Genomic DNA, 15,063 nt, shown 5'->3' with positions numbered 1-15,063 from the left:
GCAGGGCCATGCGCGTTCTGATTATCGAAGACGAAGAAAAAACCGCGGACTATCTGCACCGCGGCCTGACCGAACAGGGTTACACCGTGGACGTGGCGCCGGACGGCATCGAGGGGCTGCACCTGGCCCTGGAAACCGACTACGCGGTGATCGTGCTCGACGTAATGCTACCGGGCCTGGACGGCTTCGGCGTACTGCGAGCCCTGCGCGCCCGCAAGCAGACACCGGTGATCATGCTTACCGCCCGGGAACGGGTCGAGGACCGCATCAAGGGCTTGCGCGACGGCGCCGATGACTACCTGGGCAAGCCCTTCTCCTTTCTCGAACTGGTGGCCCGCCTGCAAGCCCTGACTCGTCGCAGCGGCGGCCATGAACCGGTGCAGGTGAGCATCGCCGACCTGTGGATCGACCTGATCAGCCGCAAGGCCACACGGGCCGGCCAGCGCCTGGACCTGACGGCCAAGGAGTTCTCCCTGCTCAGTGTCCTGGCCCGCCGCCAGGGCGAAATCCTCTCGAAAACCGCCATTGCCGAAATGGTCTGGGACATCAACTTCGACAGTGACGCCAACGTGGTGGAAGTGGCGATCAAACGCTTGCGAGCCAAGCTCGATGGGCCGTTCGAACAGAAGTTGCTGCACACCATTCGCGGCATGGGTTATGTGCTGGAGAGTCGCAGCGATGACCGTCCCTGACAGCATCGCCCTGCGCTTGAGCGGCATGTTCACGCTGGTGGCGGCACTGGTGTTCCTGTTGATCGGGGGCGCTTTATACCAGCAGGTCGCCAAGGGCCTGGGCCTATTGCCCGAAGCCGAGCTCGATGCCCGCTACAGTGTCCTGGAGTCCACCGTTGGCCGCTACGGCACGCCTGAACACTGGGTGAAGATCAACAACAAGCTGCGATTGCTCGGAGAAGAAGACAAGCGCATCCATTTCTGGATCGTCAGCGACGATCCGCGCTTTGAATACGGCAATCCCGATGCGCAGATCCGTGCCTTTGCCCAAGGCGCCCTGGGTAAGCGCGACCTGACCTTGCCCCAACGACACTACCCGATGAAAGTGCTGGTGAGCCAATTCCCGGCCAAGGACCAGCGTCCACCGCTGCGCTTCATGATCGGCATCGACACCGAGACCTTCTACCAGACCCAGCATCGCCTGCTGGTGGCACTGGTGAGCCTGGCGATTGTCGGTGTGTTCCTGGCTTCGTTGCTGGGCTACTGGGTCGCACGCATCGGCCTCAAGCCGCTGATAAAGCTGTCCGATGAAGCCCGGCGCCTGGCCCCGCCCCGCCTGTCCGGGCGCTTGCAGCTATCGCCCTTGCCGCCGGAGCTGAGTCAGTTCGTCAGTTCCTTCAACGCCACCCTCGACCGGGTCGAACAGGCTTACTCGCGGCTGGAATCGTTCAACGCCGACGTCGCCCATGAATTACGCTCGCCCCTGACCAACCTGATCGGCCAGACCCAGGTAGCACTGACCCGTGGGCGCTCGGCCGAACACTACTTCGAAGTATTGCAATCGAATCTCGAAGAGTTGGAGCGGCTGCGCTCGATCATCAACGACATGCTGTTCCTGGCCAGCGCCGACCAAGGCAGCAAGGCCACCAAACTGACCAGCACCTCCCTGGCCAGCGAAGTGGCCACCACCCTCGACTACCTGGACTTCATTCTCGAAGACGCCCAGGTCCAGGTCCGGGTCAGCGGCGATGCCCAGGCCAACATCGAGATCGCCCACCTGCGGCGGGCGCTGATCAACCTGCTGAGCAATGCCGTACAGCACACCGCCCCCGGGCAAGTGATCGACGTGCACATCGAAGCCCTTGGCGACCAGATCACCCTCGCGGTCACCAACCCCGGCGAACCGATTGCCAGCGAGCACCTGCCGCGCCTGTTCGAACGCTTCTATCGCGTCGATGCCTCGCGCAGCAACAGTGGCGCCAACCATGGGCTGGGTCTGGCCATCGTCAAGGCCATCGCACTGATGCATGGCGGGGACGTATTCGTGCGCAGTGACCAGGGCGCCAACACATTCGGGATCCGCTTGCCAGCCTGAGGCCTCCACAAGGTTCGATCTTTTCCAGCATTGAATGCTGGGCGAAAGCCAACTCGATCAGAATCGTCAGATCGCAGCCTTCAGCAGCTCCTACCCATTTATTGCGCAAACACTGATTGCCCGCCCTCACCGATCCAAGCACAATCAGCAAAAGGCCAGCATCTGGTTCATTGCCGGTTTGCAATCCTTTGGGACGGATCCCAGCCACATCACAATGCAGACATCGGACCCATGAGCGCGCGCAGTGCGACACCCGGCAACACCCCGCCTTCGATACGTTCAGAACGGGTACTCGTACTGGCCAGTTCGCTGGTTGTCATTGCCATCCTGAGCATCGTGACTTTCCTGCTGATTCGCGAACATGCCGCCGCACAACAGGCAGCAACACGTGCGGCGAACAATATCGTGCAACTGATTGACGCCGACGTGCTGCGTAACGTGGAGCTCTACGATCTGTCGCTGCAAGGTTTGGTCTCGGCCGCCAAACGCGAAGACCTGAAAGACGTTTCGCCGGCGATTCGCCATCTGGCGCTATTCGACCGCGCCACCGCCGCCCCCTACAAAGGCGACATCCTGCTGCTGGACAAACGCGGCGATGTGATCGCTGACTCCGCCTCGATCACGCCACGTATAGGCAACTATGCCGATCGGGAGTATTTCCAGTCCCATATCCAAGATCCGAACCCGGGCATGATGATCAGCCGCCCGTTCCACTCCAGAAGTCATGGGCATGAATGGCGCATCAGTTTCAGCTATCGATTGAGCGATGAACGGGGTGAGTTCATGGGCGTGGCCGAGGCTGCGATGCGCCTTAGCTACTTCAACCAATTGTTCAAGAGCCTGAACATTGGTCATGGCGGCACGGTCAACCTGGTCAGCCGCGACGGTATCCTGCTGGCACAAGAGCCCCCCTTGGCCGAAGACCTGACAGGCAAGGACTTCAGTCACCGACCGAATTTCATGCGAATCCTGCGCGAAGGCAATGGGAGCTTCACCAGCATTTCCGGCCAGGATCAGAAGCCGCGCCTGTACACTTTTTCCCAGGTGGGCAACCTGCCATTGATCGTCGTGGTGGCGCTCTCCTCTCAAGAGGTGTTCGCGTCATGGCAACGCACGGCATTGCTGGTCAGTGGCGCCACTGGCGCACTCTGCATCGGTTTGCTCTGGCTCACCTGGCTGCTGCGCCGCGAATTGCGACGCCGCTACAGAGCTGAACGGGAATTGGCTCAACTGGCATCCGTCGACTCCCTTACAGGACTGGCCAACCGACGAACACTGGACGAGACGTTGCAACAGGAATGGCTGCGTGCCCAACGTTCGGGGCAACCGTTGTCTGTGCTGATGATCGATGCCGATCACTTCAAGGCATTCAACGACCGTCATGGCCATCAACGGGGTGATGAGGCCTTGCGAACCTTGGCGCAGTTGATCAGCAAGCATGTCCGTCGCCCTGCCGACCTGGCAGCGCGCTACGGTGGTGAAGAGTTCTCGGTTGTGCTGCCCGAGACCACCACCGCTGGCGCGTTCACCATGGCCCAGAACATTCGCGAAGCAGTTGAACAGTTGCTGCCTGTGGCCGAGGGGGAAGCGCCGATGACGGTCAGTATCGGCATCGCCACTTGGGTAAACGGGCCGTATGGCGAGCTCCAACAACTGTTGTTCGCGGCGGACAAGGCGCTGTACCAGGCCAAGTCCAGTGGGCGAAATCGTGTGGTTTGCGCGATGTGACGCTTTCCCTGTGGCTGTTCACTTAGTGTGTATATCCGTTGCTGCGGTAACGGCCACTGGCGGTTCCGCTCTTGCAGCGGCTCACTTTTGAGAAGCCCGGAAGCCGGCCCAGTCAAAAGTAAGCAAAACGCTCATGCCCCACCACTTGGTGCCTCGCTTAGGCTCGGCATGCCTGAACGAAGGCATTGCTCCGTGGGCCGCCGCGAAGGGCCATCCATGGCCCAGCGCGGCTAACCCGGCATCCATGCCGGGTTGCCCACTGCGCAATACCTGCGTTCAGCCAGCGTGGTTAACGGGGCGCCCGAGATCAACGTCCACCGCGAGGCGGCCTAACAGCCGACCTGGTTCTTGATGGGGAGCGCGTTTCCCCTGTGGGAGCGAGCCTGCTCGCGATGGCGGTGGTTCAGTCACATGGATGCTGGGCTTGCCGGCCTCATCGCGAGCAAGCTTTGCTCCCACAGATCTGACAGGTGTACGACCAGGAGAGCCAGGTCGGCTGTTAGGCCGCCTCGTGGTGGACGTTGATCTCGGGCGCCCCGTTAACCACACGGACCCACGGAGCAATGCCTTCGTTCGGGCACACCGAGCCTAGGCGAGGTGCCGAGTGGTGGGGCAAAGCGCTTTTGGTTACTTTTGGCTGGTCCGGCTCCCGGCTCTTCCAAAAGTGACCCGCCGTAAGGGCGGAACCATAAGCCGCCGTTACCGAAATAACGGATATAAACACCAAGAAAGCGCCCATAAAAAAAGGCCACCCAAAGGCAGCCTTCAAAAACTAGAGAGGTTTTTTTGCCTACACGGCCGCAACAGGGCGCATGTAGGAGATTGGTGCGGTGCTGGCGTCTTCGAACGTCACGACTTCCCAAGCATCTTTCTGCTCAATCAACTTGCGCAGCAGCTGGTTGTTCAGTGCATGGCCGGACTTGAAGCCCTTGAACTCACCAATCAGGCTATTGCCCAGCAGGTAGAGGTCGCCGATTGCATCGAGAATCTTGTGTTTGACGAATTCGTCTTCATAGCGAAGGCCGTCTTCGTTCAATACACCATCGGAATCGACCACGATCGCGTTTTCAACACTGCCGCCGAGTGCGAGGTTGTGCTTGCGCAGGTACTCGATGTCACTCATGAAACCAAAGGTACGGGCGCGGCTGACTTCTTTTACGAACGAAGTGCTGGAAAAATCCACGCTTGCACTCTGGGTGCGGTCACGGAAAACCGGGTGATCGAAATCGATCTCGAAGCTCACCTTGAAACCTTCGAAAGGGACGAAAGTGGCGCGCTTGTCGCCGTCTTCCACTGTCACTTCCCGCAGGATGCGGATGAACTTCTTGGCGGCATCCTGCTCTTCCAGGCCTGCCGATTGAATCAGGAATACGAAGGGTCCGGCACTGCCATCCATGATCGGGACTTCGGACGCGGAGAGCTCGACGTAGGCGTTATCGATGCCCAGGCCAGCCATGGCCGAGAGCAAATGCTCCACCGTATCCACTTTGGTGTCACCGTTGACCAGAGTGGTCGACATAGTGGTTTCACCAACGTTTTCCGCGCGAGCAGGAATCTGCACCACAGGGTCGAGGTCGGCACGACAAAACACAATGCCGGTATCGATAGGCGCGGGCTTGAGGGTCAGGTAGACCTTCTCGCCGGAGTGCAAGCCGACACCTGTGGCACGGATAATATTCTTCAGGGTGCGTTGTTTAATCATGGCATGGGCCGCTTCAGCGCAAATTGCGAACTGGTATCAACAAAGGCTGGCGATGATAGCAGACCAGACCTTTGCTGAACACCAATCACCCGTATCCCCCTGATACATTTCATCAATCGGCCTGACGACGCAGGAAAGCCGGGATGTCCAGGTAATCCAGATCGTCTTGCGGATTCATCTTCGCGGCAGTCGCTGTACCGGCCTGGGCCTGGTTGCGCATGACGGTCGGACGGTCCAGGTCACGGTAGTTCACCGCAGGCGCTTCCTGACGCGAAGCCACTTGTTGTTGCGGTTGCGAAGCCATGGAGGTGTGAACGGTGTTGTCGATGACCTTCACAGGCTTCTCGATTTTCGCGCCCAGACCGGTGGCAACCACGGTAACGTGCAACTCGTCGCGCATGTCCGGATCGATAACGGTACCGACCTTGACCATCGCGTGCTCGGAAGCGAAGGCTTCGATGATGCTACCCACGTCGGAGTACTCACCCAGGGACAGGTCAGGACCGGCGGTGATGTTCACCAGGATGCCGCGTGCACCTTGCAGGTTCACGTCTTCGAGCAACGGGTTGCGGATGGCCGCTTCGGTGGCCTCGCGTGCACGGTTCGGACCGCTGGCGCAGCCAGTGCCCATCATCGCCATGCCCATTTCGCTCATGACAGTCCGTACGTCGGCAAAGTCGACGTTGATCATGCCTGGACGCTTGATGATGTCGGAGATACCGCGAACGGCACCGGCCAGCACGTCGTCAGCCTTGGCGAAAGCCGACAGCAGGCTTGCGTCTTTACCCAGGATGGTCAGCAGCTTCTCGTTGGGAATGGTGATCAACGAGTCGACGCTTTCAGACAGCAGACGGATACCTTCGTCGGCGATCTGCATACGCTTGCGGCCTTCGAAAGGGAACGGACGAGTCACCACCGCAACGGTGAGGATCCCCATTTCCTTGGCCACTTCGGCGATGATCGGCGCCGCACCAGTACCGGTGCCGCCGCCCATGCCCGTGGTGATGAACACCATGTTGGTGCCTTGCAGGACTTCTGCGATGCGCTCACGGTCTTCAAGAGCGGCCTGACGACCGACTTCCGGGTTGGCGCCGGCGCCCAGGCCTTTGGTCACGCCAGTGCCCAATTGCAGGATGGTCCGCGCGCCGATGGATTTCAGCGCTTGGGCATCAGTGTTGGCGCAGATGAATTCAACGCCTTCAATGTTGCTCTTGACCATGTGGTTGACAGCGTTGCCGCCGCCACCGCCGACACCGATTACTTTGATAACCGGGCTAGCGGGGATGTTGTCTACGAGTTCGAACATTTTCCCTCTCCTTTCATTCTCTAGTTTTTTCGCCTACTGCGTTTGCTGCGTCTTCCAGCGCCAAGCCTGAAACCTGCCGCGTGAAGCTTTGAAACTGTTTAAAAGTTGCCTTTGACCCAAGCCTGGAGCCGCTCGAACAGCGGAGCCTTCGGCTCGTCGCTGCTGTAGCTGTCGCGGCTGCCGATGCCTGAGAACGAAATCCCGTCGGACTGCTTCTGCAGGCCGTACATCAACAGGCCCACGCCGGTGGAATAGATCGGGTTGCGGACCACGTCATCCAGGCCCTTGACGCCATGGGGCACGCCCAGGCGCACCGGCATGTGGAAAATCTCTTCGGCCAGCTCGACCGCGCCTTCCATCTTCGACGTACCGCCGGTCAGCACGATGCCGGCCGGGATCAGGTCTTCGTAGCCACTGCGACGCAGTTCGGCCTGGATCAGCGTGAACAGCTCGTCGTAACGCGGCTCGACCACCTCGGCCAAGGCCTGGCGCGACAGCTCGCGCGGTGGACGGTCGCCAACGCTTGGCACCTTGATGGTTTCGCCAGCACCGGCCAGCTTCGCCAGGGCACAGGCGTAACGGATCTTGATTTCCTCGGCGTACTGGGTCGGGGTGCGCAACGCCATGGCGATGTCGTTGGTCACCTGGTCACCGGCAATCGGGATCACCGCCGTGTGGCGAATGGCGCCTTCGGTGAAGATCGCGATGTCGGTGGTGCCGCCGCCGATGTCCACCAGGCACACGCCCAGCTCTTTCTCGTCGTCGGTCAGCACCGAGTAGGCCGAGGCCAGTTGCTCGAGGATGATGTCGTCGATTTCCAGGCCGCAGCGGCGCACGCATTTCTCGATGTTCTGCGCAGCATTCACCGCACAGGTCACCACGTGGACCTTGGCTTCCAGGCGCACGCCGGACATGCCCAGGGGCTCACGCACGCCTTCCTGGTTATCGATCACGTAATCCTGCGGCAGGGTGTGCAGCACACGCTGGTCGGCCGGGATCGCCACGGCCTGGGCCGCGTCGAGCACGCGCTCAAGGTCGGCGGAGCTGACTTCGCGATCACGAATGGCCACGATACCGTGGGAGTTCAGGCTGCGGATGTGATTGCCCGCCACGCCGACGAACGCCGAGTGGATCCGGCAACCGGCCATCAGCTGCGCCTCTTCGATGGCGCGCTGGATCGATTGCACGGTGGACTCGATGTTCACCACCACGCCTTTTTTCAAGCCACGGGACGGGTGTGTACCGATCCCGACGATGACCAGCGTGCCGTCGTCCGCGACTTCGCCTACCAGCGCCACCACCTTGGAAGTGCCGATATCGAGACCGACGATCATTTTCCCGCTTTGCACGTTTGCCATGGGTCCTGCCTCTTCTTAATTCTTCGCGACGGCGGGTACGGCCGTCGTGGGCGCTACAGGTTCCCGCCAGCCAACAGCCAGGCCGTTGGCGTAGCGCAGATCGATGCGCGCAATGTTCGTAATCTGTTCTTTAAGCGTCTTGTCATAGATGGCGATGAAGCGGCGCATCTTTTCCACCAGGTTGCCGCGACCGAGCAACAGCTCGATGCCCGGCCCCGAGCTACCCGCGCCAGTGGTCAGGAACCAACTGCCGCGCTCACGCAATTCCAGGCGCGCGATGGAGAAGCCCAATGGCCGCAACATCTGGCTCAACACCTGGTATTGCTGCATCACTTGCTGCTGGGCCCGCTGTGGGCCGAACAGTTGTGGCAAATGTTCATAGTTGGCCAGTTCCCGCGGCGTAAACGCCTGGCCCTGGTTGTTCAACAACGACTCGTCGCCCCAACGGGCCACCGGCAATTGCTCTTCCAGGCGGATCGACACCTGGTCAGGCCACACCCGGCGGACTTCGGCGTGGGCGATCCAAGGCATCTGCTCCAGTTCCTTGCGCATGCCCGCCAGGTCGATGGTGAAGAAACTCGACGCGACGAACGGAGCGATCCGCTGCTGCACGGCCTGCTGGCTGATGTAGCTCAGGTCGCCCTGGACGTTGATCCGGGCGATCGGCCGGTCGGCATAAGGCAGCAACCGTTGCGCGCCTTCATACGTACCGAACCCCAACGCCACCAGCAGCACCGGCCAGAACAGGCTCTTGAGAAAGCCAAAATTGGCTTTCGGCAAGCGCGCCGACATCGGCTCTTTGGCCACCATTCGGCTGGCACCCCGCGGCACCGGCTTGCGACCGGGTGCGGATGGCTGATGACGAAGCGATGCGCCTTGCATGGCTTAACCTCTTGGCTCTTGATGGCCGACACTGGCGGCCAGGATCGACACCACCAGTTGCTGGAAATCCAGACCGGCGGCGCGCGCCGCCATTGGCACCAGGCTGTGGTCGGTCATGCCAGGCGCGGTGTTGACTTCCAGGAACCAGAACTGCCCATCGGCGTCCTGCATCACGTCTGCCCTGCCCCAACCGGCGATACCCAGCGCCTCACAGGCCTTGGCCGTGAGGTCCATCAGTTCTTTTTCCTTGGCGGCGTCCAGCCCGCAGGGAATGCGGTACTGGGTATCGTTGGCGACGTACTTGGCGTCGTAGTCATAGAACGTGTGGGGCGTGCCCAGCGCAATCGGAGGCAATACCTGGTCACGCAGGGTGGCGATGGTGAACTCGGGACCGGTGATCCATTGTTCGACCAACACTTGCGAATCGTAGGAACTGGCGTCTTTCCATGCCGCGGTCAACTCAGGCAGCGAATTCACTTTCGCCATGCCGATACTTGAACCTTCATGGGCCGGTTTGACGATCAAAGGGAAGCCCAGTTCCGTGGCCGCCGAAATACAATCGGCCTCGGATGCCAGCACGGCGTGACGCGGCGTCGGAATGCCGAGACTGTGCCAGACCTGCTTGGTGCGCAGCTTGTCCATCGCCAGGGCGGAAGCCAGGATGCCGCTGCCGGTGTAGGGAATGCCCAGGCATTCGAGCAGACCTTGCATGCTGCCGTCTTCACCACCGCGACCATGAAGGATGATGAATGCGCGGTCGATCTTTTCGCTCAGCAGGCGCTGCAGGAAGTCGTCGCCCACGTCGATGCCGAATGCGTCGACACCGGCGCTTTGCAGGGCTTGCAGCACGGCATTGCCGGACTTGAGGGACACCTCGCGCTCGGCGCTCTTGCCGCCGAACAGCACGGCAACGCGGCCGAAGGCTTTCGGATCAAGGGTCGAGACCAGGTTGGCGTAGGCAGCAGTCATTTCAGTTTCCCCTCGCTGGAAGCCACGATTGCCCCGGCGAATAACGGACTGTTCAACAGTTTCGGAGCCAGGCCCCCAATGTCACCGGCACCCTGGCACAGCAGGATGTCGCCGGCGCGCAGCAGCGGCTTGACCAGCGGCGCGAGGTCCACGCCGCGTTCGATGTAGATCGGATCCAACTGGCCGCGCTGGCGAATGCTGTGGCACAGCTGGCGGCTGTCGGCCCCCGGGATCGGCTCTTCACCGGCCGGGTAGACTTCCATCAACAGCAACACGTTGGCGTCGGCCAGCACCTGGACGAAATCGTCATACAGGTCGCGGGTGCGGCTGTAGCGGTGTGGCTGGTAGACCATCACCAGGCGGCGTTCCGGCCAGCCACCGCGCACGGCCTTGATTACCGCCGCGACTTCGGTCGGGTGGTGGCCGTAGTCGTCCACCAGCATCACGTTGCCGCCGTCCACCGGCAGTTCGCCGTAGACCTGGAAACGTCGGCCCACGCCCTGGAACCCGGACAGGCCCTGGACGATGGCTTCATCACTGACGCCTTCGTCGGTGGCGATGCAAATGGTGGCCAAGGCGTTGAGCACGTTGTGGTTGCCGGGCATGTTCACCGACACATCCAATGGCTCGCGATCAGGGCGCAGCACGGTGAAGAACGTCTGCATGCCTTGCTGGCGCACGTTGATGGCGCGCACGTCGGCTTCTTCGCCGAAACCGTAGGTCATGGTCGGACGCTTGATCAGCGGCAGGATTTCGCGCACCACTGGGTCGTCCAGGCACACCACCGCCAAACCGTAGAACGGCAGGTTGTGCAGGAACTCGACGAAGGTTTTCTTCAGTTTGTTGAAGTCGCCGTCGTAGGTCGCCATGTGGTCGGCGTCGATGTTGGTGACCACGGCCACCAGCGGTTGCAGGTGCAGGAAACTCGCATCGCTCTCGTCGGCTTCGGCGATCAGGTAGCGGCTGGTGCCCAGTTGGGCATTGGTGCCCGCGGCGTTCAGGCGACCGCCGATCACGAAAGTCGGGTCCAGGCCACCGGCCGCGAACACCGAGGCGATCAGGCTGGTGGTGGTGGTCTTGCCGTGGGTACCGGCGACGGCGATGCCGTGGCGATAGCGCATCAGCTCGGCCAGCATCTCGGCCCGTGGTACCACGGGGATACGGCGCTCCAGGGCGGTGGCGACTTCCGGGTTGGAGGTGTTCACGGCACTGGAAACCACCAGCACGTCGGCATTGGCGGCGTTCTCGGCACGGTGGCCGATAAAGATCTGCGCGCCGAAGGATTCCAGGCGCTCGGTGACCGGGGAGGCCTTCAGGTCGGAACCCGAGACCTGGTAACCCAGGTTCAGCAGCACCTCGGCGATCCCGCACATGCCCACGCCGCCGATACCGACGAAGTGGATGCGGCGGATACGGCGCATTTCCGGTTGCGGCATGGCTTTGCGATTCTCAACCATGGGCCACCTCCAGGCAGGTATCGACCACTTGGGTCGTGGCATCGGGTTTGGCCAGGCGGCGGGCGGCGCGGGCCATGTCTTCAAGTCGTTGCGGCTGCATCAAAACCTCTGTCAGGCGGGCGGCAAGATCCGCGGCGCCAGTCGTTCTTTGCGGCATCAGGAAGGCAGCGCCTTCACGGGCCAAATAATCGGCATTACGGGTCTGGTGATCGTCGATGGCGTGGGGCAAAGGCACCAGCATCGAAGGCAGACCGGCGGCAGCCAGTTCACTGATGGTCAGCGCGCCTGCGCGGCAGACCACCAGGTCGGCCCAGCCATAGGCCTGGGCCATGTCTTTGATGAAAGGCTGCACTTGCGCCTCGACGCCAGCGGCGCGGTAGCGCTCGGCGGTCACTTCATCGTGGTTTTTGCCGGCCTGGTGAAACACTTCCGGGCGCAGTTCGGGGGCGATCTGCGACAGGGCTTCGGGCAGCAATTTGTTCAACGGTTCGGCCCCCAGGCTTCCGCCCAGGACCAGCAAACGCGCCTTGCGTCCAGCCAGGGCCGGGCGCGGTGTATCGAAAAACAGCTCGGTACGCACCGGATTACCGGTGGTGCGGCGGCTGCCCGACAGGGTAAAGGTGTCGGGAAAGGCTTCACAGACCCGGGCGGCCAACGGCACCAGTAACCGATTGGCGGTACCGGCCACGGCGTTCTGCTCGTGAACGATCACCGGCACACCGGCCAATTTCGCCGCAACACCGCCGGGACCGGTCACATAACCGCCAAACCCCACCACGCACACCGGGCGCAACCGACGGATGATCGCCCGCGCCTGCCAGACCGACTTGAGCAGCATCAGCGGCGCCTTGAGCAACGACAACTTGCCCTTGCCCCGCAGGCCGCTGGCGTCGATCCGGTGCAGCTCAAGACCAGCAGCTGGCACCAGTTCGTTCTCGATGCCCCGTGGCGTGCCCAGCCAGTGCACGGTGTAGCCGCGCGCCTGGAACTCCCGGGCACAGGCCAGCGCCGGGAACACGTGCCCGCCGGTACCGCCCGCCATGATCAGCACGTTAGCGCCCATGAGTCGGCTCCTCGGCGAAGTCGCTCTCCTGGAATTCCATCTCTTCGCTGCCCAGGTGGGTTCGACTCTCCCATTCGATGCGCAGCAACAGGCCGAGACAGGCACAGCAGATCACCAAGGAGCTGCCGCCATAACTGAGGAACGGCAGCGTCAGGCCCTTGGTCGGCAACAGGCCGACGTTCACGCCGATGTTGATCAGGAACTGGCCGATCCACAGGAACGACAAGCCATACGCCACGTAGGCGGCAAAAAACTGCTTGGCCTTCTCGGCCCACAAGCCGATGTACATGCCGCGCACGCAGACGAATACGAACAAGGCCACGGTGCACAAGGACCCCACCACGCCCAGCTCTTCGGCCAATACCGAGAACACGAAGTCGGTGTGGGCTTCCGGCAGGTAGAACTGCTTCTGCACGCTGTTGCCCAGGCCTACGCCCAGCCATTCGCCGCGACCGAAGGCGATCAGCGCCTGGGTCAATTGATAGCCGGAACCGAACTGGTCGGCCCACGGGTCGGTGAAAGTGATCAAACGTGCCATCCGATAAGGCTGCGCCTGGACCAACACGGTCACGGCCGCCACTGCCAATGCCACCATCAGGATGAAACGGAACAGCCCGACGCCACCCAGGAACAGCATCGCCGCCGCCGCGCCCATCATCACCACCGTGGCGCCGAAGTCCGGCTCCATCAGCAGCAGGCCCGCCATCGGCAGCAGCACGATGAACGGCTTGAAAAAGCCCATCCAGCTCTCGCGCACTTCTTTCTGGCGACGCACCAGGTAACCGGCGAGAAAAATCACCACGAAGACCTTGGCGATTTCCGAAGGCTGCACGTTGAAGAAACTGAAGCCGATCCAGCGCATGGAGCCGTTGACCTCGCGGCCAATGCCCGGCACCAGCACCATCACCAACAGGCCGAAGGCACCGAGCAGCATCATCCAGCCCAGGCGCTGCCAGGTGGCGATCGGTACCATCATGGTGACGATGCACGCGCCCAGGCCGATCACCAGGTAAACCAAGTGGCGGATCATGTGGTAAAGCGTGTTGCCCGACTGCACGGCGGCCACTTCCGACGACGCGGAGGTGATCATCACCAGGCCAAGGCCCAGCAAGGCCAGGCAACCGGCAAGCATCGGGAAATCCAGGTCGATGCCGCGCCCGGTGATCAGCGGCGACGGGTACGGCTTGATGATGTTCATCAGGCTCATGCCAAGTCCTCCGCGGCCCGGGCGAACAACTGCCCACGCTCTTCATAGTTCTTGAACATGTCGAAACTGGCGCAGGCCGGTGACAACAGCACCGCATCGCCCGGTTGCGCAAGGGCGCGGCACTGTTGCACCGCCTCGTCCAGCGAACCGACCCGAACCAGCGGCACGGCATCGCCGAGGGCCTGGGCGATCAATTCGCGATCGCGGCCCATCAGCACTACGGCACGGCAGTTGGCCGCCACCGGGTCACGCAGGTCCTTGAAGTCGGCGCCCTTGCCGTCGCCGCCGGCGATCAGCACGAGCTTGCCTTCAATGTCCGCGCCCAACCCTTCGATGGCCGCCAGTGCGGCACCGACATTGGTGGCCTTGGAGTCGTTGTACCAGGCCACGCCGTCCAGGTCGCGCACCCACTGGCAGCGGTGCTCAAGGCCGGCGAAGGTGCGCAGGGCCGAGAGCATGGCGTCGAACGGCAGGCCGACCGCATGCCCCAGGGCCAACGCGGCCAGGGCATTGGCCTGGTTGTGGGCGCCACGAATCTTCAGTTCGCGCACCGGCATCAGGTTCTGGAATTCGAAGGCCAGGTATTTCTCGCCATTCTCTTCGCGCAACCCGAAGCCTTTGAAGTCCGGCACGCCCAGGCCGAAGGACCAGCACGGCATGCCCTCGCCCAACAACGGACGAGTCAGGGCGTCCTGGCGGTTGAACACCACTTGCCGGGCACCACGGAAGATCCGGTGCTTGGCCAGGTGATAAGCCGGCAGGCCGCTGTAGCGGTCCATGTGGTCTTCGCTGACGTTGAGCACGGTCGCCACTTCGGCGCCCAGGTGGTCGGTGGTTTCCAGCTGGAAGCTCGACAGCTCCATCACGTACAACTCGACGTCGTCACTGAGCAGGTCCAGTGCCGGGGTACCAAGGTTGCCGCCCACGGCGACGCGCTTGCCGGCCGCCGCGGCCATCTCGCCCACAAGGGTGGTGACGGTGCTCTTGGCATTGGAACCGCTGATGGCGATGATCGGCGCCTTGGCGTTACGCGCGAACAGCTCGATGTCGCCGGACAATTTCACGCCACGGGCAGCGGCCGCCTGCAGGGCCGGAGTCGCCAGGGCCAGGCCGGGGCTCACGTAGAGCTCATCGGCGCGGCACAGGAATTCGACGTCCAGCTCGCCACAACGCACGTCCACCTGCGGATAGTCACGGCGCAGCGTGGCCAGCTCAGGTGGATTTTCCCGCGTATCAGCCACGGCAAACGACACGCCCCGGTTCGCCAGGAAGCGAACCAGGGACATGCCGCTCTTGCCGAGACCGACAACGATGCGGAAGTGGTCAGAAGCGATCAGGGACACTC

Annotated in this window: 12 protein-coding genes; 3 read left to right on the top strand and 9 right to left on the bottom strand. The window is 62.1% G+C overall.

Going from position 1 to position 15,063, the window contains the following annotated elements; all coding sequences use genetic code 11:
• Positions 1 to 8: 8 nt before the first annotated feature.
• From AB4O09_RS06705 to AB4O09_RS06695, 3 genes are all read left to right on the top strand, one after another.
• Positions 9 to 692 (top strand): heavy metal response regulator transcription factor, encoded by a 684-nt coding sequence (locus AB4O09_RS06705; protein ID WP_027911423.1) that lies wholly within the window; start codon positions 9 to 11, stop codon positions 690 to 692.
• Positions 679 to 2,046, top strand: coding sequence for a heavy metal sensor histidine kinase (locus AB4O09_RS06700; protein WP_460108035.1), 1,368 nt, complete (start codon positions 679 to 681; stop codon positions 2,044 to 2,046). Before AB4O09_RS06705 ends, AB4O09_RS06700 begins: the two co-directional genes overlap by 14 nt.
• Before the next feature lie 231 nt (positions 2,047 to 2,277).
• Positions 2,278 to 3,774 (top strand): sensor domain-containing diguanylate cyclase, encoded by a 1,497-nt coding sequence (locus AB4O09_RS06695; RefSeq protein WP_003205340.1) that lies wholly within the window; start codon positions 2,278 to 2,280, stop codon positions 3,772 to 3,774.
• A gap of 790 nt (positions 3,775 to 4,564) precedes the next feature.
• Here AB4O09_RS06695 and lpxC read toward each other — a convergent pair.
• The 9 genes from lpxC to murD form a co-directional block, all read right to left on the bottom strand.
• On the bottom strand, positions 4,565 to 5,476 hold the full coding sequence (lpxC, locus tag AB4O09_RS06690; RefSeq protein WP_003178240.1) for a UDP-3-O-acyl-N-acetylglucosamine deacetylase: 912 nt from the start codon (positions 5,474 to 5,476) through the stop codon (positions 4,565 to 4,567).
• A gap of 112 nt (positions 5,477 to 5,588) precedes the next feature.
• Positions 5,589 to 6,782, bottom strand: a complete 1,194-nt coding sequence (gene ftsZ, locus AB4O09_RS06685) for a cell division protein FtsZ (protein ID WP_003205341.1) — start codon at positions 6,780 to 6,782, stop codon at positions 5,589 to 5,591.
• Between the two features lie 98 nt (positions 6,783 to 6,880).
• Positions 6,881 to 8,140: a cell division protein FtsA gene (ftsA, locus tag AB4O09_RS06680; RefSeq protein ID WP_003205342.1), complete on the bottom strand. Its 1,260-nt coding sequence runs from the start codon at positions 8,138 to 8,140 to the stop codon at positions 6,881 to 6,883.
• Positions 8,141 to 8,155: 15 nt separating this feature from the next.
• On the bottom strand, positions 8,156 to 9,022 hold the full coding sequence (locus AB4O09_RS06675; protein WP_013694173.1) for a cell division protein FtsQ/DivIB: 867 nt from the start codon (positions 9,020 to 9,022) through the stop codon (positions 8,156 to 8,158).
• Positions 9,023 to 9,025: 3 nt separating this feature from the next.
• The gene (locus AB4O09_RS06670; RefSeq protein WP_003205344.1) at positions 9,026 to 9,991 is read right to left on the bottom strand and encodes a D-alanine--D-alanine ligase; all 966 of its coding nucleotides are present in this window, start codon (positions 9,989 to 9,991) and stop codon (positions 9,026 to 9,028) included.
• Positions 9,988 to 11,448 carry a UDP-N-acetylmuramate--L-alanine ligase gene (gene murC / locus AB4O09_RS06665; RefSeq protein ID WP_003205345.1) on the bottom strand — a complete coding sequence of 487 codons (1,461 nt, stop codon included), beginning with the start codon at positions 11,446 to 11,448 and terminating at the stop codon, positions 9,988 to 9,990. Before murC ends, AB4O09_RS06670 begins: the two co-directional genes overlap by 4 nt.
• The gene (gene murG, locus AB4O09_RS06660) at positions 11,441 to 12,511 is read right to left on the bottom strand and encodes an undecaprenyldiphospho-muramoylpentapeptide beta-N-acetylglucosaminyltransferase (protein ID WP_003205346.1); all 1,071 of its coding nucleotides are present in this window, start codon (positions 12,509 to 12,511) and stop codon (positions 11,441 to 11,443) included. The genes murC and murG overlap by 8 nt, the downstream gene beginning before the upstream one ends.
• The gene (ftsW, locus tag AB4O09_RS06655; RefSeq protein ID WP_003205347.1) at positions 12,501 to 13,718 is read right to left on the bottom strand and encodes a putative lipid II flippase FtsW; all 1,218 of its coding nucleotides are present in this window, start codon (positions 13,716 to 13,718) and stop codon (positions 12,501 to 12,503) included. Before ftsW ends, murG begins: the two co-directional genes overlap by 11 nt.
• Positions 13,715 to 15,061, bottom strand: coding sequence for a UDP-N-acetylmuramoyl-L-alanine--D-glutamate ligase (gene murD, locus AB4O09_RS06650; protein WP_212799089.1), 1,347 nt, complete (start codon positions 15,059 to 15,061; stop codon positions 13,715 to 13,717). Before murD ends, ftsW begins: the two co-directional genes overlap by 4 nt.
• Positions 15,062 to 15,063 lie beyond the last annotated feature (2 nt).

This window comes from Pseudomonas sp. H1_F01 (assembly GCF_054681425.1).
Note: the sequence above shows the minus strand (reverse complement) of the source record. Positions and strands in the feature narration are given on the sequence as shown.